The organism is Methanimicrococcus blatticola (genome assembly GCF_004363215.1).
GTDB classification, from domain to species: Archaea; Halobacteriota; Methanosarcinia; order Methanosarcinales; family Methanosarcinaceae; genus Methanimicrococcus; species Methanimicrococcus blatticola.
This window is the reverse complement of the sequence record NZ_SNYS01000005.1, coordinates 93,994-117,609: the sequence shown is the minus strand read 5'-3', so window position 1 is coordinate 117,609 and position 23,616 is coordinate 93,994. Positions and strand designations below refer to the sequence as shown.

20 protein-coding genes are annotated in these 23,616 nt (G+C 40.1%); 13 read left to right on the top strand and 7 right to left on the bottom strand.

Annotation, left to right across the window (positions count from 1 at the left end; translation table 11 throughout):
- Window positions 1–59 precede the first annotated feature (59 nt).
- The 9 genes from C7391_RS00555 (at window position 60) to C7391_RS00515 (ending at window position 6,343) form a co-directional block, all read left to right on the top strand.
- On the top strand, window positions 60–677 hold the full coding sequence (locus C7391_RS00555; RefSeq protein WP_133516599.1) for a cobalt-factor II C(20)-methyltransferase: 618 nt from the start codon (window positions 60–62) through the stop codon (window positions 675–677).
- Window positions 678–687: 10 nt separating this feature from the next.
- The gene (locus C7391_RS00550) at window positions 688–1,422 is read left to right on the top strand and encodes a cobalt-precorrin-4/precorrin-4 C(11)-methyltransferase (RefSeq protein WP_133516598.1); all 735 of its coding nucleotides are present in this window, start codon (window positions 688–690) and stop codon (window positions 1,420–1,422) included.
- Between the two features lie 26 nt (window positions 1,423–1,448).
- Window positions 1,449–2,018: a cobalamin biosynthesis protein CbiG gene (locus C7391_RS00545; RefSeq protein ID WP_133516597.1), complete on the top strand. Its 570-nt coding sequence runs from the start codon at window positions 1,449–1,451 to the stop codon at window positions 2,016–2,018.
- Between the two features lie 28 nt (window positions 2,019–2,046).
- The gene (locus tag C7391_RS00540) at window positions 2,047–2,412 is read left to right on the top strand and encodes a cobalamin biosynthesis protein (RefSeq protein ID WP_243726293.1); all 366 of its coding nucleotides are present in this window, start codon (window positions 2,047–2,049) and stop codon (window positions 2,410–2,412) included.
- Window positions 2,396–3,178 carry a precorrin-3B C(17)-methyltransferase gene (cobJ, locus tag C7391_RS00535; protein ID WP_133516596.1) on the top strand — a complete coding sequence of 261 codons (783 nt, stop codon included), beginning with the start codon at window positions 2,396–2,398 and terminating at the stop codon, window positions 3,176–3,178. The genes C7391_RS00540 and cobJ overlap by 17 nt, the downstream gene beginning before the upstream one ends.
- A 65-nt stretch (window positions 3,179–3,243) precedes the next feature.
- Window positions 3,244–3,960 carry a precorrin-8X methylmutase gene (locus tag C7391_RS00530; protein WP_133516595.1) on the top strand — a complete coding sequence of 239 codons (717 nt, stop codon included), beginning with the start codon at window positions 3,244–3,246 and terminating at the stop codon, window positions 3,958–3,960.
- A 78-nt stretch (window positions 3,961–4,038) separates the two neighbouring features.
- Window positions 4,039–5,163, top strand: a complete 1,125-nt coding sequence (locus tag C7391_RS00525) for a cobalt-precorrin-5B (C(1))-methyltransferase (RefSeq protein WP_133516594.1) — start codon at window positions 4,039–4,041, stop codon at window positions 5,161–5,163.
- A 236-nt stretch (window positions 5,164–5,399) separates the two neighbouring features.
- Complete coding sequence (locus tag C7391_RS00520) at window positions 5,400–5,753, top strand: hypothetical protein (RefSeq protein WP_133516593.1); 354 nt, start codon at window positions 5,400–5,402, stop codon at window positions 5,751–5,753.
- The gene (locus C7391_RS00515) at window positions 5,750–6,343 is read left to right on the top strand and encodes a cobalt-precorrin-7 (C(5))-methyltransferase (protein WP_133516592.1); all 594 of its coding nucleotides are present in this window, start codon (window positions 5,750–5,752) and stop codon (window positions 6,341–6,343) included. Before C7391_RS00520 ends, C7391_RS00515 begins: the two co-directional genes overlap by 4 nt.
- A 68-nt stretch (window positions 6,344–6,411) precedes the next feature.
- Here the strand turns inward: C7391_RS00515 and C7391_RS00510 are convergent, their stop codons facing one another.
- On the bottom strand, window positions 6,412–7,449 hold the full coding sequence (locus C7391_RS00510; protein ID WP_133516591.1) for a virulence RhuM family protein: 1,038 nt from the start codon (window positions 7,447–7,449) through the stop codon (window positions 6,412–6,414).
- Between the two features lie 177 nt (window positions 7,450–7,626).
- Between C7391_RS00510 and C7391_RS00505 the strand changes: the two genes are divergently transcribed.
- A complete protein-coding gene (locus tag C7391_RS00505) occupies window positions 7,627–8,448 on the top strand; it encodes a heparan-alpha-glucosaminide N-acetyltransferase (protein WP_166627337.1) in 822 nt (273 codons plus the stop codon).
- Between the two features lie 13 nt (window positions 8,449–8,461).
- Here the strand turns inward: C7391_RS00505 and C7391_RS00500 are convergent, their stop codons facing one another.
- The 6 genes from C7391_RS00500 to thiE all read right to left on the bottom strand — a co-directional run bounded on the left by C7391_RS00500 (window position 8,462) and on the right by thiE (window position 18,781).
- A complete protein-coding gene (locus C7391_RS00500; RefSeq protein WP_166627336.1) occupies window positions 8,462–10,435 on the bottom strand; it encodes an ATP-binding protein in 1,974 nt (657 codons plus the stop codon).
- 96 nt (window positions 10,436–10,531) lie between these two features.
- Window positions 10,532–11,926: an FRG domain-containing protein gene (locus C7391_RS00495; RefSeq protein WP_133516588.1), complete on the bottom strand. Its 1,395-nt coding sequence runs from the start codon at window positions 11,924–11,926 to the stop codon at window positions 10,532–10,534.
- 15 nt (window positions 11,927–11,941) lie between these two features.
- On the bottom strand, window positions 11,942–13,264 hold the full coding sequence (locus C7391_RS00490) for a restriction endonuclease subunit S (protein WP_133516587.1): 1,323 nt from the start codon (window positions 13,262–13,264) through the stop codon (window positions 11,942–11,944).
- Window positions 13,261–14,682 carry a class I SAM-dependent DNA methyltransferase gene (locus tag C7391_RS00485; RefSeq protein WP_133516586.1) on the bottom strand — a complete coding sequence of 474 codons (1,422 nt, stop codon included), beginning with the start codon at window positions 14,680–14,682 and terminating at the stop codon, window positions 13,261–13,263. Before C7391_RS00485 ends, C7391_RS00490 begins: the two co-directional genes overlap by 4 nt.
- On the bottom strand, window positions 14,682–17,957 hold the full coding sequence (hsdR, locus tag C7391_RS00480) for a type I restriction-modification system endonuclease (protein WP_133516585.1): 3,276 nt from the start codon (window positions 17,955–17,957) through the stop codon (window positions 14,682–14,684). The genes C7391_RS00485 and hsdR overlap by 1 nt, the downstream gene beginning before the upstream one ends.
- Window positions 17,958–18,094: 137 nt before the next feature.
- On the bottom strand, window positions 18,095–18,781 hold the full coding sequence (gene thiE / locus C7391_RS00475) for a thiamine phosphate synthase (RefSeq protein ID WP_208107031.1): 687 nt from the start codon (window positions 18,779–18,781) through the stop codon (window positions 18,095–18,097).
- 419 nt (window positions 18,782–19,200) lie between these two features.
- Between thiE and cobT the strand changes: the two genes are divergently transcribed.
- The 3 genes from cobT (at window position 19,201) to C7391_RS00460 (ending at window position 23,499) form a co-directional block, all read left to right on the top strand.
- Window positions 19,201–20,262 carry a nicotinate mononucleotide-dependent phosphoribosyltransferase CobT gene (gene cobT, locus C7391_RS00470; protein WP_133516584.1) on the top strand — a complete coding sequence of 354 codons (1,062 nt, stop codon included), beginning with the start codon at window positions 19,201–19,203 and terminating at the stop codon, window positions 20,260–20,262.
- Window positions 20,263–20,437: 175 nt separating this feature from the next.
- Window positions 20,438–21,001 (top strand): hypothetical protein, encoded by a 564-nt coding sequence (locus tag C7391_RS00465; protein ID WP_133516583.1) that lies wholly within the window; start codon window positions 20,438–20,440, stop codon window positions 20,999–21,001.
- A gap of 8 nt (window positions 21,002–21,009) precedes the next feature.
- The gene (locus tag C7391_RS00460) at window positions 21,010–23,499 is read left to right on the top strand and encodes a DUF5814 domain-containing protein (protein ID WP_133516582.1); all 2,490 of its coding nucleotides are present in this window, start codon (window positions 21,010–21,012) and stop codon (window positions 23,497–23,499) included.
- The last annotated feature ends 117 nt before the right edge of the window (window positions 23,500–23,616 follow it).

Below are 23,616 nucleotides of genomic sequence, written 5' to 3'. Positions count from 1 at the left end.
TTATTACGATTTATTACATTTATACGAATTATATCAATTTTTGAAAAGGTGAAAACCAAATGTTATACGGTATCGGATTAGGTCCGGGGGATCCGGAATTGTTGACGCTGAAAGCGGTCAGAATTTTGAAAGAAAGTGTTAAAGTGTTTGTTCCGGGAGAAATGGCGGCTGAACTTGTTCGCCCGTATGTCACGGAAGAGCCTGAAATTTTGGATTTTCCCATGATTCATGATGAGCAAAAGCTCAAAGAAATCTGGACGGCAAACGCGGAAAACGTTGCCGAATACGCCCGAAAAGGCGATGTCGCTTTCTGTTTAATCGGTGATCCGAACTTTTTCTCAACATTCACGCACATGAAAAAAGTCATGGCTGATGTTGCGCCTGATGTTGAAGTGGAAACCGTTCCCGGCATCAGCTCAATTACATCCTGCGCGGCCAGAATGGGCACTGCTGTTGAAACCTCTTTTGAAGTGCATGACGGCGTTTCCGACATCAATTATTTGATTCACTTAAAAGCCCGCCACCCGCAGGAAATTATCAAACGCTTTGAAAAAGAAGGATATACGGAATTCATCTTCGCCGAGCGTTTGTTCTCCGATAAGGAAATCATTATCAAGGGCAAAGAAAACATTCCAGAAGAAGGAAACTATTTCAGCATCGTTTACGGAAAAAAATGAGGCGATGAAGATGAGCGAAAAGAAAATTTATATTGTCGGCGCCGGTCCGGGCGATGAAAAACTCATTACGGTCAAAGGAAAAGAACTCCTTGAGGCAGCCGATTTGGTCATTTATGCCGGTTCGTTGGTGAATCCGAAAGTTTTGGAATACACAAAAGGCGAATGTGTTGACAGTTACGGTTTAACGCTTGACGAAACAACGGAATTGACGGTGAACGCGGTGAATGCGGGCAAAACAGTTGTCCGGCTTCACAGCGGCGACCCTGCGCTTTACGGCTCCATTGTCGAGCAGACGGAAGAGCTGAAAAAGGTCGGCATCACCGCTGAGCGCGTACCGGGCGTATCTTCCGTGTTTGCGGTGGCAGCAGCGCTTGAGACACAGTTTACGCTGAACAATGTGTCTGATTCTTTAATTATTACAAGACCTGCCGGAACAACGCTTGAAAAAGACCAGATTCCGGAATTTTCGGAAATGGGCTGTACCATGGCTATTTTCTTGGGAACGCAAAAGATTGAAGAAATTATGGCAAAGGTCAGATGTCCGAGAGACACACCGGCTGCCGTTGTTTTCCACGCGTCCTGGGAAAATGAGGAAGTTATTCGCGGAACGGTTGACGATATCGCTCAAAAAGTGAAGGCTGCCGGCATTAAGAGGTCCGCGATGATTATTATCGGCGACGTTGTCGATCCGAAAAATTATGCCAAATCATATTTGTACGGCGTGAAACAGGGTCCTTTGGACTAATAGTATAGACTGATTTGTGATTGAATATGGATTTGAAAATTGCTGTTGTCACGTTTGAGCGGAACAAAGACGTTGCTCAAAAATTGGCCGATCATCTGAACGGGGAGGTCGTTTTGTATGAAAAAGCTATTTTCAAAGACATTTTTTCAGTTTATAACGCCGTTGTCGCGGTTTTTGCAAGCGGAATCGCCGTTCGCGAAATCGCGCCGTATCTCGGCAGCAAATGGGAAGATCCGGCTTTGATTGTCGTTGATTCCGGATTGAATTTCGCAATTCCCGTTCTCGGCGGCCATCACGGCGGCAACGAGATCGCGCGCAGAATCGCCGAACTCGGCGCGGTTCCCGTGATTACGACAGCAACGGAGGTCCATCAAAAACCGTCCGTTGAAGGAATTGCAGAAAAACTCGGGTGTGATGTTCGAAACCGCAAGTCTACGATTGAAGTGAATTGCGCGCTTTTGGACCAAGAAGTCGAGGTTTTGGAAGTGAAAGGCCCGAAAATCATTGTGGTCGATGAGAATGTTTCTGTTCTCGTAAAGAGAAAAGACGGGACAACAGCGACTTTGGATGAAATTGACGCGGTCAAAAAAGAATGAAAATTATAATACGAAATCAGTGAATATCGTGTGTGATGAAATGATTGTCGGAATCGGTGCCCGCCGCGGTGTAACAGCGCAGGAAGTTCTTGACGCTGTCAATTTGATGCTGTCCGATTTGAATTTGTCTTTGTCAGACATTGACCGGTTTGCTTCTTCGACGCTGAAAGCGGATGAGGAAGGATTGATTCAAGCGATTCAATCAATGGGAAAAGAAATCCGGTTTTTGCCGGATGATGTTTTGAATGAAACGAATCCCGAGTCGGAATCGCAGGCCGGAAGATTCGGTCTCAAAGGCGTGGCTGAGCCCGCCGCTTTAGCTTTATCAAATCATAAAAAATTAATTTCAAAGAAAAAAGTTTACGGGAGAGTTACAATTGCCGTTGCAGAATGAAAAGAAAGGAAAGTTATACATTGTCGGAATCGGTCCGGGTTCGGTCGAGCAATTGACAGTGCATGCGAGAGACGTTATTTTAAATGCCGATTATGTTCTCGGAAATGACACGTATTTGGATCAGATTGAAGATTTGCTGACGACGCAGAATATTTACCGCAGCAGCATGGGCAAAGAAGTAGACCGCGCCAAAGAAGCGGTGAAGCTTGCAGAAAACCATGTCGCTGTTATGGTCAGCGGCGGCGACGCGAACGTTTACGGCATGGCAGGCATTGTGATTGAGGTTGCCGAGAGCAACAATTTGGATGTCGACATTGAAGTCGTTCCGGGCGTCACGGCGATGCTTGCAGCGGCCAGCGTTCTCGGCGCGCCCGTTGTCGTTGACGCGGCAACAATCAGTTTAAGCGATTTGCTCACGCCGTGGGAAGTGATTGAAAAGAGACTCGCCGCTGCAGCCGGTGCGGACTTTATTATTTCTCTTTACAACCCCAAGAGCCGCCAAAGAACATCCAATTTTGAGCGCGCGATTGAAATTATCCGCAAAAACCGTGACGATTCCGTTCCGGTTGGTTTGGTGAAGAACGCGCTTCGCGGTGACGAACAGGAATATATCGTGACAACGCTTGGTGAAGTTTTGAAATACAATGATTGGGTGGACATGAGAACGGCGATTCTTGTCTGCAACAGCGACTCACGTATTTGGAACAGTCCCAACGGTGACAGAATTATCACGCCGCGCGGTTACCACCGAAAGTATGAATACTGAGCCGTGAGATTAAACTTATCAATAATTATTATCAATAATTAACAGAGTAAAACACGGGGCAAATTATGACAGATGCAAATAAAAACTACGGTACTTTAGACGAGTTGGCCGTTGTAACGATTGAGATTGATCAGGCTTTTGCAGATTCCTGCAAAGATTTCGGCGCGGGAACGGATGAAGCTAAAACCATTTACATGAAAAGCCGCACGTACATTGAAGGCGTGGTCGGCAACAAAACGCCTGAAGACCGGATCCGTCAGCGCTGCGCTGTGGCAACCGGCGACATTTCCGTTGCCGACATCATGGAATTCCGTCATGATCCGATTGCAGCCGGAGTCGTTGCAATTGAAAAAGGCGCGCCGATTTTTACCGACATCAGCATGGTGAAAGCCGGCATTACCAAGATCGGCCACGATTCCGAAATCATTTGTGTTTTGGATGGAGACAAAGACGCTGAAATCGCCAAAAAATACGGCATCACAAGAACGTCTGCCGGTTATTTGGCAGCGCGCGACAGATTAAACGGCGCAATTATTGCAATCGGCAACGCTCCTTCTGCCGCAATTACCGTTTCAAGACTCATTGAACGCGGTCTCAGACCGGCTTTAATCGTTGCGACACCGGTCGGTTTTGTCAATGCCGCCGAGTCTAAGGAAATTGTCAGAGACATGGAAATTCCCATTCCGTCGATTACTTGCGTCGGAACTCGCGGCGGAACGCCGATGGCGGTTGCCTGTGTCAATGAAATCATTGCGATTGCCAATGAAAAGAAGAAACAGTAAACTCCGGTTTACTTCACTTTTTTATTTTTAAGATTATTTAATAATTTGTTAAAATAATTTAAGAGTCGTGCGATTATTATGAAAGATCCCGTCAACGATTTTGAAATTCCCGAAGAATGGCTTGCAAAATCAACGCTTCCGAGAGCGGAAGTCGAAGATTTGGTCAGCCGCGGGTTAATTGTTGTTTTAAGCGACGGATCTTTCTTAAAGCGCGGCTTCACGACGGGAACAACGGCCGCCGCCGCCGCCAAAGCAGCAACGCTGTCACTCGGCAAAACGCTTTCAAACGGAACAATTATCTCGGTTCCGACAACAATCGGTTTGCGTGCCGAGATGCCGGTTGAATCCGCAAAAGACGGCGATGCCGGCGTTCGAAAAGTTTACAATGATCACGAATCCGATATCACGCGCGATGTTCTTTTTTGCGCCAAAGTCCAAAAAGTAAATCCGAAGGATTCCGAATTTTCGGCGGAAAAAGCAAAAGCCGTTGATAATATTTTTGTTACCGGCGGCATCGGTGTCGGAATTATTCAGCGCGCCGGCTTTGAGACGCGTGTCGGCGAATATGCGATCAACCCGAAACCGTTGGCTCAGATTCGCGAATCTGTCAAAGAAGCGCTTCAGGAAGTCGGTTTATTCAATGAAATTTGCGTGAAAAAAGAATCCGCAATCATTGTCAGCATTTACATTCCCGATGGCGTCGCGCTCAGCAAAAAAACGCTGAATGAAAAAATCGGAATTGTCGGCGGCATTTCGATTCTCGGAACCACCGGTTTCGTTGAGCCGTGGAACGATCATCTCGGTGAAATGAAAGATGTTTTGATTCAAAACGCCAAGAAAGTGGTTTTGACAACCGGCCGCCAGGGGATGGCGACATCAAGCATGCTTTTTCCGGGCTATGAAATTGTGATGGTCGGCAGCCGGATTTCTGAAGGCATTGACGCTGCCGTCTCCGCTGAAGAAATTGTCGTTTGCGGTCTTCCGGGGCTTGTTTTGAAGTGGGGAAATCCCGATATGCTCAAAGACAGCGGTTTTGCAACGGTTGTTGAAGTGATTGAAAAAGATCCCGGGAATCCGCTTTTGAAGCAGGCGTTTGACATGTGCGTCAAAAAAGGAAAAGGCGCCCGCATTGTTGTCATTGATCGAGAAGGTCTTGTTTTGATGGACAGCAAGGGCGAATTTGATTATTTGATGAAAAATTGAGTGATTTTCATGGATCCCTTAAGAATATTGCAATTTCTTGCCGTTGTCGGCTTTATTCTGATCATTTGGAACGGTTATATTTTATTGTCAACAGCTGACATCAATTCAATCTCAACTTCTTATAATCAATTCTTTTGGATGATTGTCGGCGTATTATTGATTGCTCCTCTCTGTATTTACGGGCGAGAGGAAACAAATAAAAATGCTTGAAACGTGTTATGAACCGAGTGATTATTATGGATATGAAAAGAGCAATACCGGCGTTTATTCTTGCAGCATTGGGTTTTATATCGACGTTTTTCGGCATTTTTCTTTTATTTTCCGGTTCAACCGATGTCTTAAGTTTAAGAGGTCAGCTCGTTTTAATCGTCGGCGGTTTGTTGATCGTTGCTTTTGCAATCTTTTACGCTCGAAATGAAAATGAGTATAAAGATGAAGACGATACAGTCGAGGACGAAGTTGAAATTATTTGGGAAAAAGTTGATGAAGACGAATCAAGTGAAGATGAATCAGATGAAAACGAAAATCCTGAAAATGAAATCCGTGAAAACGAAACCCATGAAAATGAATCTGGCGAGGAAAATAAATGATTGTTGTCGGTGTCGGTGTCGGTCCTAAAATGCTGACCGCGGAAGGAATTGAAGCGATTCAAAAAGCATCAGTCGTTTACGGCTCAGGCCGCGCTTTGGAATTGGCGAAGCCTTACATCCCGGAAAATACGCCGATTGATACAATCAAAGATTACAAAAATATTCATTTTCTGCCGGCTGACGCCGTCATTTTGTCAACCGGCGATCCGATGTTTTCGGGACTCGGTAAATTTGCAACTGATAATGATATTGTGATTCCCGGAATCTCTTCATTTCAAGTAGCCTGCGCCCGTTTGAAAGTAAATCTGACGAATTTTTCATGCGTGACGGCGCACGGAAGAAAAGAAATTGATTCCGCCAAGGATGAATTGATTCGTGAAATTCGGCTCGGGAAGAATGTGTTTTTGCTGCCGGATGAGAAGTTCGGGGCGAGTGAGGTTTGTGAGGTTTTGAAGGAATTTTCTGTTAAAGCGGATGTTTATTCTTTGGAAGAATTAGGTTATCCTGAAGAAAAGATTTTGAAGGGGGATGTTTTGAATCCGCCGAAGCCTGAGTCGGATTTGTATGGGCTGATGATTGTTTTGAAATAAATCATGTTAGAAATATTCAAGTTTCTTCGGTTATCAAAGTATAAAATTAATTGAGTTTAAATTATGGTTCAAACTAAATAATTCTCGCCCGCTTCTCTAACCATTCGGTCGAAATCGCTTTCATACTCACGATCCTGAATAATACGATATTTTTCAAATTCACTTTCTGCAAAAGCGCGAGCGATTTCGGCGGTGACTTTGCCGCTGTCTTCTAAAATTTCCTGTTCGTTGAATTGAAGGAAAGCGTTCAACTTTTCCGCCCAATCTTGCATTGTCATCGGGATCTTCTTTTTGGCCTGCAGCTCGGCATAATCCAAATACATGGAAACAATTTGGTTCATTTCTTTAGATTCGCAGGCGGTCAGATAATTTTTTGCGACAGTTACGTCACTGCGAATTATTTTTCCGTCGGGCGCATTTTTCCAAGTCGATAATCCCATGTGTTCTTTTTCGCTGTCAGCCCGGTTCATAATGAGCTCGGCCGCGGTTTGACTGTGAACAGCATAATGAAGTTTATTTTGAACGGCTGCGAAAAAGGTCTTCGTTGTCGGTGCATCCGGATTATAATCCATAGCCGTTGCGTAAATATCCGTGATTTTTTGGTAAAAGCGGCGTTCGCTTGCTCTGATTTCGCGGATCTCTTCCAGAAGTTGGTCATAATAGTTTTCGTTTAGGAAACTGCCGTTTTTCATGCGTTCTTTGTCCAAGACATATCCCTTGAGTGAATAATCTCGAAGAATTGTAATTGCCCATTGGCGGAATTGAACGGCACGGGTATTGTTGACTTTGAAGCCGACAGCGATGATTACATCTAAATTGTAGAATTTGATTGCTCTTGAAACGGCTCGACCGTTTTCATTTTGAACTATTCGGAAATTCCGAATAGTTGCCTCTTCATTCAGTTCTTCTGTTTTGTAGATATTTTTCAGATGTTCATTAATTGTGTGAGTTTCAACTTCAAATAATTCCGCCATCAATTTTTGAGAAAGCCAAACCGTTTCATCTTCAACACGAACTTCAATCGCTCCGCTGCCGGACTGTGATGTGAAAATTAAAAATTCTGCCGTACTGTTTTTGATTTGAAGCTTTTTTGACTTTTCCGACATTGTTTTCTCTTTTATTTTTTAATTTTATTTTCGGTGAATTTCAAGTGCTTAATCTTAGATGTCTTCATTCAAATATGTTTTTAAATTTTAATTCAATCAAAAAAACAAGATATATAATATCAAAAATAATATCACATATAGAATTTCAATCGTAATATTTCAATCGGATTTGCAATCGTGAACATCCTCCCAATCTCCAAAAATTCAACTGTGTCTTCATCCGCCTCTTCGCCCAGATTCTACGAACTCGACGTTTTCCGGGGAATCGCCGTCTTTCTCATGGTCATTTATCATTTCCTTTTCGACCTCGAATATTTCGGAATTCGGGAAATGCCCGCTTGGTTTTGGCCGCAGCAGCTCTACGGTTTTCCCATCACAATCATGTTCATTTTCATCGCCGGCGTTTCGCTTGCTCTTTCCGCATCCAAAACAAAAGATGCCGAAACTTTAACGAAAAAACTCATCAAAAGAGGCACCTTCATTTTTGCCGTCGGATTGATCATCACGGCGGTTACTTGGATTTATCCGCATGACGGCGCGATTCTTTTCGGCGTTCTTCATTTGATCGGAATTTCAACAATTCTCGCCGTGCCTTTTCTGTTAAGTTTTACAAAAGAGGCGCAAATTTCGGGAAAATATAAAGAAAAGTCGGCATGGCTTCTCCCGTTTATTTTCGGAATCGCGGTGATTTTGGCTTCAAAGATTGTTGAAAAAATGAGCGGGCCGATTTGGACAGTTCCTTTGGGAATTCATCCTTACGGGTTTTATGCGTTGGATTATGAGCCGCTGTTTCCTTGGTTCGGGGTTGTTTTGATCGGGGTTGCTGCGGGGGCATGGTTATATCCGAAAGGAGAACGGCGAGGATTATTGTCTTTTTTGAAAAATGAGCCTCCGGTTTTGAAGGGGATTTCTTGGATTGGGAGGCATTCTCTTTTGATTTATTTGGGGCATCAGCCGATTATTTTGGGATTATTGTGGCTGTTAAGTTTATTGAATTGATACTTTCTATAAATTATATTCCCAATTTCTCAAAGTAAATTTTCAATCTTTGTTTTGCGTTTACACTTATCCAATCATAAGATAAGACTTCCATGTATGCATTGTAATCTTCGTGGAATAAATAATATCCTGCCCCATTGTACATTTCTTTAAATTTATGTCTTTTCAATGTTTGTTTTATTTTATCATCCGGATCACAAAGAGCATAACAGAAAAATTTTGTAGAATCAGTTGTTTTGATGTCCCTTCCATTTTCTCTTTTTATTGTGCAGTTTTGAATATTTTCAATATAGGTGTATAATTGATTAACAATATCTCTATCATCTGTTTGTGATCTCTTTAGTTCAATTATTGAAACCGAATTGCAAATATTTGAATTATTTTCGTTAACTTCTGAAAAAATTATTACATCTGGTCGATTATCGCTGTCTGAATCGGATATATTCTTTAATTTCATATCTGAAGCAGCATAACTATGGAATGTAAGAGATTCATCAATTAACCATAAATTATGATCATCATAATCTATTTTTTCAGAATCTGTTTTCCGAGGGAATATTATATCGTGTATTTCTCTTTCAAAAGGATATTTGCCATCATCATTTAATTCTAATGATTTTTCAAATAAATCGAGGATCAATTTACGATGAATAACATAACTGGTTAAGTTGTCCTTTTGTAGCTCATCCAATTGTTTAAAAATCTCCTCGTTTTTTTGCTTTAAAACTTCACGTTTATTTGTTTTAAGTATCTTTTCAACTTCTTTTCTCTTCTCGTATTCAGCTTTTCCTTTATACTTGTATAAAACGTCATTAATTTTTTCTTCGGATGATTCCGGATTTATTTCATCAAGTATTTCTTTTGAGTAATATTTGTATACAAATTTGAAATGAGGATTCTGCAAAAAATATTGGTTTAATTTATCTTTTTTAGTTTTTTCAGCTTGTTCTGTATATTCTTTTAAGTGAAGACGAGAATGTTTTTCAACCTCTTTTAAAATCATCTCTCTTGTAACTGGGAATGTTTCCGTGTCTAAATCACGTATTGAAGGTATTCTAAAATTCAATCTATCAGACTCAACATTCTCATCTAAATAATCACTTAAAATATATGCCGAATAATAACATTTTTTACCTGCAAAAGACAATGATGTCTTTTCTAAAAAATCAATTTTATGAGATGAAACTGCTCTATTGTGTGCGCATAATATTGATTTATTCAAATCTTGAACTGTATTAAACATAATTACATGAATTAGTTTAAAATCAATATTTGCCAGTTTAAAATTTTCTTCTCTGATCCCATTTTTTAATTCATTAAACATGGATGTTAAATCTTTTGAAACTTCTTCGCTAATTGTATGAATATGTGGATAATTATCTCCAACGTAATAAGACAAACAGTGCTCTAATATGCGTTGTGCAATTTTTTCAGTTGTTCGAAATGCACTTTCTTGCTGTCTATATTCATTTTTAAATCCAATTAGTTTCACACAAGTTTGGATATCCTCTTCTGTTTTTACTGGTTCCTGACCAACAATTCCTTTTGTTGTAAATGTAATTATTCTTTTAAATTTTTGACCTTTTTCTAAAAAAACACTTTCAATCTCAACCTTTTCAAATACTTTTAGCCAAGTAAATCGTCCAATGCCTTTTCCTCCAATTTCCCATTTATGAGGACTGTGCAAATTTAAAAAAGATTGATAATTTATTTCATCGAAACCGCATCCATTATCTCGAATTTCAAAACCTACAATTGTATCGTCTTTTTCACCATTCAAATTTTTATGCAATCCCCTATTAATTATTACAGAAATGTTTCCATCTGCCATCTCCAAATCTTTTCTTTCATCAATAGCCTGAATTGAATTAACAACAGCCTCATAAACGGGTAATAACGCTTCAGTTTTCCGGAGAGGTAGATTTCGAACAATTCCTTCTAAATTTGCAGGTATTTGTCCATCTGAAATCTTTATAGTATTTTGCATAATATGTTCCTTTGATTTTTTAATAGAACTTATGGGCTTCATTATTAAAAAGATATATCTTACTTTTATAAAAGAAATTCAAGCAAGGTGAAATTATTAATCTAATGGAACTGTTTTAAATGAAGTTATAATGTTTAATATGATGTTTTCAGCTTTTTGCTGACGGATTTCTAAAGCATAACCACAACTAATCAAAATCTCTTCAATTTGTTTTTTTAGTTTAATTATTTCCGTGGTGTCTTCATACCAGTTTTCTTCTTTATTTATGAAGAGTTCTTTTATTACTTTAGAATAATAGTTTCTATTAGAAACAAGGGCAATCTCATTTAATATAATGTAATTCATGTGTTTTTCAATTTTTTCATTTCTTGAAGGGAAATCCATTTTGGCATTGAATTTTTCATCGGGTGTTGAAACCAATGAAATCATTTTTCCACTAACTCCTGTCATACCAGAAGCAAGGTTAATGTTTTTTGGACATCTGTATCCGCTATAATGAGAAAAATCTTTAATGACACAGTGATGGAACATTGGATAAAAGGAAACATCATCTTTTAACGATTGATTTTTGTATTTTATATATTTTAATTTATGTTCCAGTTCTGGAAATACAGATGCTTCGTTGATATTCAATCTGTCGAGTTCTTTCAATATTGACTCTTTTTTATCAAAAGGAATTATAAACATTTCTTGAAAATCAATTCTTAAATCTCTGATTCCCGGGCTGATTCTGGATTTTGAATAATTAGAATTATCTACTTCGACTTCAAATCCCGGAAATAAAAACGCACCGCTTTGGGAGACAAGACGCTCATTATTATAACTCGATAAAATAAATTTACTGTTTTGAAGAAAAGAAAACATTTGGTAATATCGTTCATTCACTTCCATTCCACTTTCTTTAAAATAGCCGAAATGTTTGTCAAATATTTTCAATATCTTTTCAGGAACAAGTTCGTCAAGACCAAGTTCACATAAATTTACAACAAAATTGACTTCAGGTGCATTATAATAAACTCCCCTATCCCATGCACCATAAACAACTCCATTATCTTTTTTCACTTTTGCATAATATATTGAATCATCCTCTGGGGGTGCATTCAAAATTCGATTTGAGTCTATTTTTTCAATTGATTCTGAAGGCTGACAAGCAAAATATAATGCGATTAAAGGATTCAATGTCAAATCTAAAATTCTTGTACTAAGTCCGTAGTGTTGAAGAACTGTTAAATTATCTAAGTCCATAAAATCAGTTTTTGATAAAGAAGGGGTTCGTTGAATTGCTTCTCTGATCATTCTATATTCTATGCTCAGATTATCTTCTCTAAATATACTGGGTGCAATAGCCCACTTTGAATTTGCTTGACCTCTAAAGAAAAACTCAACATTGCTGCCTTGCCAATTCTTTTTCTCTTGAAATTTTGAAACTGCATCCAAATATTCCTTTAAATTATTGACTTCAAATTTTTTCTCATCTACATCAATATTCAAAGATTCACTTCCAGATTAAATGTTCATTTTTTCTTCATTGGGGTTATTTGTTCCAAGTTCCCCTCTAAAAGCGCGAGCAAGTATCGATTTTTTAATTAAATCTATCTGTTCAATTACATCAATTAGTTCATTAGACTGGTCTTCGAATGTAAAGATTTCATCCAAAATTGAAACAATTCTTTCTTGTTCTTCTATAGGTGGAACCGGGAATCCAATTTGAGAAATTCTTTTCCCAGATAATTCCAAGAATGTTGTTCCACTAGCATATGATTCTAATCTTTCTCCCATAAAAATCAAGTAATAATACAAATAAAGGGGAAGATAATGAAAGTTGGGCAAAAAACTCTTAAATCCCTGATTTGTACATAATTCATTTTCAGCAATTGCAACATATCCAATCGGTGCACGAGAAGACAATAAAACTGTTCCTTTTGGCATTAAACGAGCAGAACTTTTTGATAAACCCAGTTCAGTAATATTCTTTTTTCCTTTGGAGATATATTTTGATTTGTAGTTTGATAAATCTGAAGGGGAAATCCACGGAATTGTACCATTTTCATAATATTCATCTACATTTGAAGGAGGGGTTCCTCCACCAATTATTGTTGTTATCTCTCCAAATGTAGTCCAAATCCAACAATCAGGAATTTCAAAAAGAATTACATCATTGTCAAACGATGTTGAGAAATCACAAACAAAGTTGTGATTTTTTCTCCATTCCCTCGTCAACTCTCCTGTAAAAGCCTTATGAAGAATGGCAGCTTTCCTTTCTTCAAATTGATCAAGAGCTTTTTGAGCGAGTTTTTTCGCTTGGTCGAGTTTTTCAAATAAACTTTCAATCCGGTCAACAATTCTTTGTTGTTCAGGAAAGGGGGGGATTGGTATTGGATGAGCTTTAAGAATTTCTTGTGAAATATTTGGTTGAGCTCCACCTTTTCCCTTTTTTAAAAAAGCGTCTTTTTGTGAAACAAGATAATGAAATAAATATTTGTAGTAAATGTTATCATTCACAATCGCGGCAGCACAAGCCTGATTTGTTGTAGCTTCCACTCCTAATATTGCACATTTCCCAATGGTTGCACCATACATTGCAATTAATACAGAGTTTTTGGGAAAAAGTTTTGCACTTGATTTATCTATTGCGTCTTGATTTATTTTCTCTTCACTATCATAAATAAATGAATCTGAAAGTTCTCCTGTTTTAATCCATGGAATAGTTCCAGAATAAAATTCAGGATTTTTACGAGATGGTGTTCCTCCTGAACCCCATTTTGCAATAGAACCCAAATTCGTAATAGTCCAATTGCTTGGAATATTTTTCACCTCTTTAGAATTCATTGGTTCTTCCCTTCCAACGACTTCAGTTCTTTCACAACACTTTGAATCAAATTAATGGCTTCTTCCAAATCTGCGATGATTTCTTCACCGCTTTCAATCGGGTTAGGAAGATCATCATAATCTAAAACGGAATCATCACGAATCAGGCCGAGATCAAGACTTTCTTTCTTCTCTTTAATTTGTTCACGTGTAAAATATGAAAAACGCTCATCTTCGATTTTTGTTCTGTCTTCGGCGGTGTAAGCTTTGATGAAGTTTTCAAAATGGTCATGTTTTAATGGGCTTGTTTTGCCGAAAGATTGCATGTTTGTTCGCAAATCATAGAACCAAACACCTTTTGTGTTGTTTTTTTCGGTCGGCTCGCGGGTGAAGAATAAAACATTCGTCTTAACGCCCTGGGAATAGAAAATGCCGGTCGGAAGTCTTAAAATTGTATGAAGATTGCATTTGTCCATTAAGTCGGCACGAATGGAAGCACCATCATTGTCGGCGAAAAGAACATTATCGGGAAGAACAACGGCGGCTCTGGCTTTGCCGTCTTTCTTTAAACTGCGGTAAATGTGTTGTAAAAAGTTAAGTTGCTTGTTGCTTGTCAAATATGATAAGTCCGTTCGGGTTGCGCGCTCGCCGCCTTTCTTTGTCCCGAATGGCGGATTGGTCAAAACAACATCAAAATTCTTTAAATTTTCACCGGCGCTTGATAAAGTATCAATTAAATAAATCTCGCCTTCAATATCATGCAATTGAGCATTCATCAAAGCCAAACGATGCGTTTCATGAACAAGTTCCGCACCGGTAAAAGCTTCTTTAACTTGGAATTCCTGTTGGTCTTGGGGCAAGTCAGCCAAATCATCCGTTTTATTTTTGATATGCCTGTCAGCAGCAATCATAAACCCGAAAGTTCCGCAGGCCGGGTCATTACAGCGTTCTCCCGGTTTGGGATCAATCAGTTCAACCATCACATCAATCAAAACACGCGGCGTGAAATATTGGCCGGCACCGGATTTCTTTTCATTGGCGTTCTTTTCCAAAAGACCTTCATAAAGATTACCCAACCCCTCTTCCTTGGCGGAATACCAATCCAATTGATCGATTGTTTTGATGATTTTTTCAAGATTTTTGGGTTCTTCAATGTTGGAACGAGAACCCGCATAAATTTGCTGAATTTTTCCGGTACTCTTGTCACCGAGGTTGGTTAAAAGTTCATTATAGAATCTTTTCAGCTCAATTCCTTCCTTAGAAACAAGCTGATTCCAGCGGTAAGCTTCGGGAATATTGGATTCACTTCCCGTCTCTTTTGCCATTTTCAAAAAAAGAATGTAAGTCAATTCAGTAACATACTGGTGGTAAGTAATACCGTCATCTCTGAGGACATTACACAAATTCCACAATTTCGCAACAATTTCCTGATTATTCATTAGAGTCCCTTCATCCCGTACATAAGACTGTTCAAGTCAAAAATGATTTGGTTCAACTGACCGCCAAAAACACTATCGGCCATTTTGAACCCTCCGGAAGATTTAAAAGTCGGAGCTTCGTCAAACGTTTGAGCATCCAAAACACTCTCATGAAGCAAATGCTTTTCAATTTTATTCAAAAGATTCTCTTGCCTCTTGTTGAAAGTGTGTTTCTGTTTGAGTTCCTGAAATGCTCTTTGAATCCGATCATTATGATCAACAAGCTCAATGCCAAGTGCTTCCTTTCGAATGAAGCTGATAATATCAGCCGTAATGTCTGCATTTGTCATTTCTTTCCAAGCAGCGTTCAATTCATGTTCCGAAAATTGATTCTCTTCCAAAATCAATTGAAGCTTTTTCAAATCATCCCGCTTTAAGGAAGCCGGCTGTGTACAAACAATCATCAAAGCTGGAATTTTATCCTTATGAATATCAATAAACTCTTTAAACTCCTCTAAATAATCCTGCGGCTGTTTTTGATTTTTCCCATAACCGTGAGTAAATGAAAGGAAGGAATCAGGTTTATCGGAGACTGCAATATAACGCTGTTTTGTTTCTTTACTTTTTTCAAGCAAAATCAAAAAATCATAATTTTCCTGAATGAACTGATACGACTTTGAAACATCCGGCTGAAGTAAACCCTTGATGATATCATCCGGCATCAACCCATCTGTTTTTATTCTGAATTTCTCCAAGTTCTCATCAGAAATTGTCCGCTTACTTCTCTGCAATTTCGCAGCAATTTCTTGAATCTGATTTCGAAGAACCCTCTCGTCATGAATGCCGTCTAATTCTTGAATCAATTGCTCAATCGTCGCATGAGGATTCGAGGAAATCGGCTTCATCGTACTGACACTGTTCAATGCATCATAAATGCCGACAGCATCAAAAATCTTGAAACTGGTTTTTCCGATTTCATCACATCTGCGTGTTGCGCGTCCCAACATCTGTTCATATAAAACACGAGAGCGCACACGGCGCAAGAAAACTAAATTACAGATAGACGGGACATCAATGCCTGTTGTCAAAAGATCAACTGTCACAGCAACATTCGGATATTTTTCATTCTTAAAGCGTTTAATTGCTTTGAGAGTTTTCTTAGAGTCACCGCCGCCGGTTGCTCCGGTAATCTTCATAACCGATTCATGGCTGAAATTTCTCTCACTGCAATATTCTTTCAAAATTTGAACAATCAGATCAGCATGAGCATCATTGGTTGCAAAAATCAAAGTTTTTTCATCGCTTGAAAAATCTAAATATTCATCAGCAATATTGTAAAGAACAGTACGATTGAAACTTTCAGTAATGACATCTTTATTAAATTTCTCAACTTCAAAATCAACATCATCTTCTAACTCATCACTATTTAAGAGTTCTCCTGTAACAGCATCAATTTTCGGAAGAATTTCTCCTTTTTTATAATGAATTCCTTGGGTATTTAGTTCCGTATTTACATTAATAGGCGGATCATAAGGAATCAAATATCCTTCAATAACGGCTTGGCGATAACCGTAATTAAATACGGGAGATCCGAATATTTCTGTTGTATGAAGTGCAGGCGTCGCCGTTAATGCAATTTTGACAGCATCAAAATACTCCAAAACTGTTCTGTATTTACTGATGTAATCTTTATGGTTTTTAAATACCAACTCATCTTCATCCATTTCTTTATCTAAAATGTAACCGCGATGAGCTTCATCAACAATAATCAAATCAAAATCGCCCGGAAAAACTGTCGGTTCATCTGCAATCAATATGCGTTGAACAAGGCTTTGAACCGTTGAAATCTGAACTTTCACTTCAGGTTCAATCATACCACTTTTAAGACCCAGGGGGTTGATATTATATATGCTATCTAAAGTCGTAAACTCCTCCAATCTCACTTCTTGAAATGTATCCATGGCTTGTTCACCAAGCGGATTACGATCAACCAAAAACAAAATCCTCTTAAATCTTTTATTCTTGAGCATTTTATACATAATTCCAAGAACGGTACGCGTTTTTCCTGTTCCCGTGGCCATTGAAAGAAGAATCGACTGCTTCCCCTCAATAATTGCTTTTTCCGAAGCTTCAACCGCTTCAACCTGATAAGGTCTCAAGTTCAACCCGTTCGGGTCGGTTAAGTATCTTTCATCTTCCGTCTTCATTTTTTCATTTGCTTCGGAAATATTTGTTTCCAGCATCTCTTTTATGTTTAGAGGTGAGAACCAATTCGGAAGTGCTTTTGGAGCATTTGATTCACGGCGAACATCTAAAAACCAAATCCCTGATTTCGTTGAAAGTTGTTTCAGATACGGTCTGCCATTTGTTGCAAACAGGAAAGGAACACGATACTTATCGGATTGCCAACACACATATTCTTCATGCTCTTTCTTAATATTTTGAGCGTACTCTTTACATTGATAATCTAAATCCGATGACACATCTTTAGACTCTTTTTTAGCTTCAATAATTCCGACCAATTGAAGACCTATAAATAAAGCATAATCTGCGTATCCGCTTTTGCTGACCGACGAATCAGTCGGCCATTCCGCAATAGCTATATTTTTATTTGATTGCGGACGAACACCCTTTGCATATGTCAATTCTTCCGAATCAGCTTCCCATCCTGCATCTCTTAATTGTTCGTCAATTAAAATACGTGTTTGTTTTTCGGTTTTGTGAATAAGCTGAGCACTTTCAGTTGAAATCTTAATTCTTTCTTCAATGTTTGTCGGCAATTTGATTGATTGGAGTTTCTCAAGCTCCTGCTCTAAATATTGAGTCCTTTGTTCTGCTAATTCTGTTTGTTTTTTCAATTCTTCAATTGAAACTTGTTCATTTTCCGGTAAAAAAAACGGGTCCGGCTTAAAAGCAAATGTTTTATACGTTTGATAAAACCAAACCGATATTTGATATGTGAATTGAAGCATTGCTTGAGCAGCTGTTTCTGATTCATAATTGTCATGAGCTGCATCATTTCTCTTTTGTCTCAAAACATGAAGAATATCGGAAATCTCGCGAGGCAGTAAACCGCTTCTTTTAAGTATGGAAATTCGATTTGCAGCAGTATTTTCATATCCTTCCGGTTCTCGAATATGTTCCATTGCTAAAATGTATTGGACAAGTTTCTCTGAAAAAATGCCCATTTTTAAAAGAGCCGTATTAGTATCATCATAGAGATTTCGTTCAGCCAGTTGTCCGATTTTAGCAAGCTCAGGCCAATCCTTTTCCAAAAAGCTGAAATTACTTTTCATATGCAAATACCTCAAAATAAAAATGATATCTCTTTGAAATTAATTTATTTCTATGGTATAAAAGAAAAGATGTAATATTTAAACAAATTGTCTTCGTCTTTAAAAAATAACAGACTCAGGGGATAAATATAATAAATTCAGAATGATTCGATTAAGTTACTTAATTTCTCAGCCGCTTCCTTAGCATCTTCACTTCCCATTATCGCCGACACAACAGCAACCCCATCAATCCTTAAACCAGACAATAAAGAAATAGTCTCCAAATTTATCCCCCCAATCGCCACTATAGGAATAGAAACAGCCTCTCGAATCTCTTTAAACATCTCTAAAGAAACTTCAACAGCTTCCGGCTTCGTCCCCGTCGAAAAAGCGACAACACCCAAATAATCTGCCCCCTCCTTCTCAGCCAAAACCGCTTCTTCAACGGACCCCGCGGAAACTCCGAGAATCTTATCCGGCCCCAACAACCGCCGGCAAACAGAAACAGGTAAATCTTCCTGTCCGATATGCAAACCGTCGCAATCAACAGCCAATGCAATATCAAGCCGGTCATTAATCAAAAAAGGAATCTTCAAGCCGCTGACACTGCACATATTTTTCAACAAATTTGAAACTTCAACCGCACGATTATAAAATTCCAATGAAGAGGCGTCTTTTTCTCTCAACTGAACGATTGAAACACCGCCGAGAACGGCTTGTTCGATTTGATGCAGGAATTTATCAGGCGGGCAGAATGACCTGTCGGTCACGAGATAAAGCGAATAATCAATTTTTTGCTTCTTCAGTTTCTTTGAAGCCATGTATTCTGCAGTTTCTTCCGTCATAATTCAGCCGCCGGGTGAAAAAAGGAAATGTTGAAATTAAGAATAATGAAATAATGAAATGAATGATATAAATCAAACAAATCATACTTCTTCAACATAAATTTTCGCATTTTTTCTGAAATCGTCGGCATCAATCAAAAAAAGTTATTTTTTACACAGTATGTGTCGACCACTATCGAAATAATTGAGTGTAAAAATGTTGAAAGAAAAATAAAGGGATAACAATAAAATAACAATAAAATAGCAAATTCTTTATTCAAATCAATTTTCAAATCAATTAAACTTTCATTTTTTTCAAATTTATTTAACGGAGGGTTAATATTCAAAAATCCCCTTATTACATTCCACTTGTTTATTACTTGTTTATTTTATCAGAATTATGATTGCAGATTGTTTTTGAATGAATGGGGATGATTAGAATGAGTTGGACGACACCAAAACCCGAATGCAAAGCTGAAAAGCCGCTTTATGTCTGCGTTTTATCAAACACGAAAACATCGCAGATTCCCGGTCTTTCGGCTGCCGGAAAAACGGCGGAATTAACCGTTTACACGCCGGCCGGCGACAGTGAATTGATGCACACCGGAAACATTATCAGCGTTCCCGTGATGCCCATGACACCGCCTTACGATACGCCGACGCCCGCTGTGATTACACGCTCCGCTCTCAATCTGACAAAAGTTCCCTACGCCTTCGTCAATGCCGGTTTAATGATTCTGCCGGATGATTCCATTCCGATGTACACCACCGACGCAGCTGTCGGCGAAGACATCACCACCGGAATCGCCGTTCACGATCCGAAAGCGATTTTTGAAAGCGGCCGAAAAATCGGATACGAACTCGCGCCGACCACCGACCACCCGATTATCGGCGAAAGCACGCCCGGTGGCACAACGACTGCAATGGGCGTTCTCATCGCGCTCGGCTACAACGCCCGCGTCAGCAGCAGCGCCGACATCAATCCCGTTGAGCTGAAATGCCAAGTCGTCAGCGACGCGATGAAAAAGAACAACATCATTGTCGGCAGTCTCAGAGACGACCCGCTCAGAGCCGTCGAACTCCTCGGCGATCCCATGATGCCTGCCGTTGCAGGAATTGTTGCAGGATTCAAAGACTACGATCCTGATATGAATATTATCATGGCCGGCGGAACACAAATGGCCGCCGTCTACGCTGTCGCGAAACACATGGGCGTCAACCTCAAAAACGTAGATTTGGCAACCACGAGATACGTCATGGAAGACGAAACCGCCAACTTCGGTGATCTTTCCAAAGACCTCGGTTTCAAGGCTTACATTTCCGACCCGGGTTTCGGCAAATCAAGACTTCCCGGAATCCAAAGATACGATACAGGAACAATCAAAGAAGGCGCCGGCGCTGGGGGTGCCATGTATTTAGCAAATCTTTTAGGTTTTTCCGACAAGGAGTTTAGAGAAGAAGTCGAAAATGTGTGTGAAATTTTGAAAGCGGGAAAGGTTTAATTTTCCGTTTTCTTTTTAATTTTAAACCCCCTTCAACCACCGCTAATTTTCATTCCGAGCTGAGCAAAGCGAAGTGAGGAATGGAAATTTGCGGATTCGTACTCAGCCGATACAGCAAAAACTAAGAAGCGGAGTTAGTGTCAAATCTTATTTCCATGTGGGTCTGCATCGTTGCGTGCATCTGCTCATTTTAATGGCAGCCGTTCGCTTCGCGAACGTGGACACTGCTACCTTCCGTTCGCATTACCGCTGCTACCTTCTGTTCGCGTTACTGCTGCTACCTTCTGTTTGCGTTACTGCTGCTACCTTCTGTTTGCGTTACTGCTGCTACCTTCTGTTTGCGTTACTGCTGCTACCTTCTGTTCACGTTACTGCTGTTACCTTCTGTTCGCGTTCCTGCTGCTATCTTCTGTTCGCGTTCCTGCTGCTACCTTCTGTTCGCGTTCCTGCTGCTACCTTCTGTTCGCGTTCCTGCTGCTACCTTCTGTTCGCGTTACTGCTGTTACCTACCGTTTCCGTTTTGCTGTCGCCACCTTACCGTTTCCGTTTTGCTGTCGCCACCTTACCGTTTCCGTTTTGCTGCCGCACCGCCGCGCGCGAGCCTCATGGGTATTTACAAATTCAAAAAATGCATCCCTCGTTTTTAAATTTCAAAAGTTTTGCTATGGTTTTCAAATCTTTTAAAATCCGTTTCTCGGTTTTCAACTATGAAAAATATTTAAACCCCTTCCGCTTTTGAGATATCAAATGTTATGGATCCTTTTTGCCGGGAAGGGAAAAACTTTCACGGTCATGGTCATTGTTGACAAAAAACGGGAGCCCTTGTGGGTTGGGGAGCTGGAGCTGAAACAAAATACAGCCGGATTCCGCCCGCATAAAATTCGGGTTTTGAAGAAAAACGGAAAAGTGCTCACCGATGAAGAATATTACCCGACAAAGGATTTTATCGAACTTTTGAAAAAGGCAAACCGGATTATGGTTTCAAAAGAAACGTCGGCCAAAAACCGCGGCGAACTTGAAGATATGTTCAAAGCGTATCAGGCGAAATTCGATGTCGTTGAAATCTGCCGCCATTGCCTCCTTCAAAAACGCTTCAATTTTCTCAACAAATCATCCGTCAAATACGGCAAAGAATTCATCTGCCCCGATTGCGCAAAAGACGAGCTCAAAAAAGCGCTTCGCAATTCTAAGCATCATATGGGTGATTCCACGATGGATTTCTTTGACCGCGTCATGGACCGCACCAAAGATTTTGACAAAACGCTTTCCATGCTCAACGCCGATCATTTAGATGACGCGACAACAAAATACGATACGGTCGTCTCTTCCAAAGACGAAAAGAAAACGCCGATTAAATCGCTTCCGATTCACAAACGGTTAAAAGATCTGCTTCTCAAAAAATCAAAAGACCTCATGCCTGTTCAGTCGCTGGCCGTTGATGCCGGTCTTTTGAAACATCAGAATTTAATGATCGTCTCAGCGACAGCCACCGGAAAAACGCTCATCGGCGAAATCGCAGGCGTTGAAAACGTTCTTTCCAAAAAAGGAAAAATGCTTTACCTCGTTCCGCTCGTTGCGCTTGCCAACCAGAAATACGATCAATTCACAACGCGCTACAACGAAATCGGACTCAAAACATCCATTCGAATCGGCGCCGAGATGATTAAAACCAAAGAAACAACGTTCATGAAAAAGACGCTCGATTCCGATATCATTGTCGGCACATACGAAGGAATCGACCATCTTCTCCGCCTCGGCAACGCTGATGCGCTCGGTCAGGTCGGAACGGTCGTCATTGACGAGGTTCATATGCTCACCGACACCGAACGCGGCCATCGCTTAGACGGTCTCATCGCACGACTGCGTTACACAGTGCCGGACGCGCAATTCATTTATCTTTCCGCAACCGTCGGCAATCCGAATTATTTTGCCGAAAAACTCGGCGCGAATCTCGTTCTTTACGAACATCGCCCCGTTCCGATTGACCGTCATTTGGTTTTTGTTCAGGAACATGAAAAAAACCGTTTGATGACACAGCTGATTCAAGACGAATGGAATCAAAAGTCATCCAAAGGACATCGCGGGCAAACGATTATTTTCACAAACTCACGCGCCAATTGCCAAACCCTTTCAAATTCACTGTCGATGCCGTCTGCTTATTATCATGCCGGATTGAATCAGCGCGAGCGAAAAATCGTTGAAACAAAATTCGGAAAAGGCGAAATTCCGGCTGTCGTCACAACAGCGGCACTTGCGGCAGGCGTTGATTTTCCGGCGTCGCAAGTTATTTTTGAATCCTTGGCAATGGGCATTGATTGGCTGACCGTTCAGGATTTCTTGCAGATGAGCGGCCGTGCCGGACGTCCGGATTACCATGATCGCGGCGTTGTTGTTTTAATGCCGGTTCCCGGGAAATCATATTCGTCGGGAACTAAGGAATCCGAAGAAGACATCGCGGTCGGGCTTTTGAAAGGAACACTTTTAGATGACGATTTCGATTATAATGAAGAAAATCAATTGGAAGAGTTGTTAGCTTCTGTTTCAGTCACGTCTTCCAAATCGGATTTAATGAAAATATTGTCAACAATGTTCGGGTCAATCAATGAAAATATAATGCTGCTCAAGCTTCAGAAATATCGTTTCATTGAACTCAAAGGACAAAATGTGACTCAAACAGAACTCGGACAAATTGCGTCGGCGCATTTCCTGTCGGTTTCAAAAACATTCATGATTACGGATTCCATCAAAGCGAATATTTCAGCGCTTCGCATCATTACGAATTTAGAATTTTTCTCGGGCGCGACGTTCAAATATGCCGAACAGATTTCCAAAGATCTTCGAATGAATCTGCCGTCTCGTGTTTTCCAAGGGGCGTTTTTAGATATTATCTTTGACGGTGCTGTTTTAAGGGAAGTCAGCCCGAAATATCAGAAACTGCTTCTCAATTTCGCAAGCGATATGTTTGTCTGTTCCTGCAAGGAATCGCCGTACTGCGGCTGTGCCGAGCGGAAGTTTTCTGAAAGAATTCTGTTGCTTCGAATGAAAGGACTTGAGCCGATTGCAATCATTCGGGAACTTGAATCCGAATACGGTATTACGGCTTATGTCGGTGACGTTTTTTCCTATTTGGAAGACGCTGTTCGAAATTTGGAAGCGGTGGAGCTGATTGCCAAAACAATGAAGAAAGACGGGTTGGCAAAAGAAGCGAAAGAATTGCGCGTGAAAATACGCGGCTGAAAACAATAAAGTCATTGAAACGGTTACAATTGCTGAATTATTGAATTGTTGAAATGATTGAATTGTTGAAACAAATCACCGAAATATTTGTCAAAAAACGTAATATATAGAGAATAT

Excerpts from the sequence above, each read along its gene's own strand:
- C7391_RS00510 (WP_133516591.1), bottom strand. The coding sequence starts at position 7,449 with ATGTCGGAAAAGTCAAAAAAGCTTCAAATCAAAAACAGTACGGCAGAA.
- C7391_RS00485 (WP_133516586.1), bottom strand. The coding sequence starts at position 14,682 with ATGAATAATCAGGAAATTGTTGCGAAATTGTGGAATTTGTGTAATGTC.
- C7391_RS00500 (WP_166627336.1), bottom strand. The coding sequence starts at position 10,435 with ATGCAAAATACTATAAAGATTTCAGATGGACAAATACCTGCAAATTTA.
- C7391_RS00490 (WP_133516587.1), bottom strand. The coding sequence starts at position 13,264 with ATGAATTCTAAAGAGGTGAAAAATATTCCAAGCAATTGGACTATTACG.
- cobT (WP_133516584.1), top strand. The coding sequence starts at position 19,201 with ATGAGTTGGACGACACCAAAACCCGAATGCAAAGCTGAAAAGCCGCTT.
- C7391_RS00515 (WP_133516592.1), top strand. The coding sequence starts at position 5,750 with ATGATTGTTGTCGGTGTCGGTGTCGGTCCTAAAATGCTGACCGCGGAA.
- C7391_RS00520 (WP_133516593.1), top strand. The coding sequence starts at position 5,400 with ATGGATATGAAAAGAGCAATACCGGCGTTTATTCTTGCAGCATTGGGT.
- C7391_RS00525 (WP_133516594.1), top strand. The coding sequence starts at position 4,039 with ATGAAAGATCCCGTCAACGATTTTGAAATTCCCGAAGAATGGCTTGCA.
- C7391_RS00530 (WP_133516595.1), top strand. The coding sequence starts at position 3,244 with ATGACAGATGCAAATAAAAACTACGGTACTTTAGACGAGTTGGCCGTT.
- thiE (WP_208107031.1), bottom strand. The coding sequence starts at position 18,781 with ATGACGGAAGAAACTGCAGAATACATGGCTTCAAAGAAACTGAAGAAG.
- hsdR (WP_133516585.1), bottom strand. The coding sequence starts at position 17,957 with ATGAAAAGTAATTTCAGCTTTTTGGAAAAGGATTGGCCTGAGCTTGCT.
- C7391_RS00460 (WP_133516582.1), top strand. The coding sequence starts at position 21,010 with ATGTTATGGATCCTTTTTGCCGGGAAGGGAAAAACTTTCACGGTCATG.
- C7391_RS00555 (WP_133516599.1), top strand. The coding sequence starts at position 60 with ATGTTATACGGTATCGGATTAGGTCCGGGGGATCCGGAATTGTTGACG.
- C7391_RS00550 (WP_133516598.1), top strand. The coding sequence starts at position 688 with ATGAGCGAAAAGAAAATTTATATTGTCGGCGCCGGTCCGGGCGATGAA.
- C7391_RS00545 (WP_133516597.1), top strand. The coding sequence starts at position 1,449 with ATGGATTTGAAAATTGCTGTTGTCACGTTTGAGCGGAACAAAGACGTT.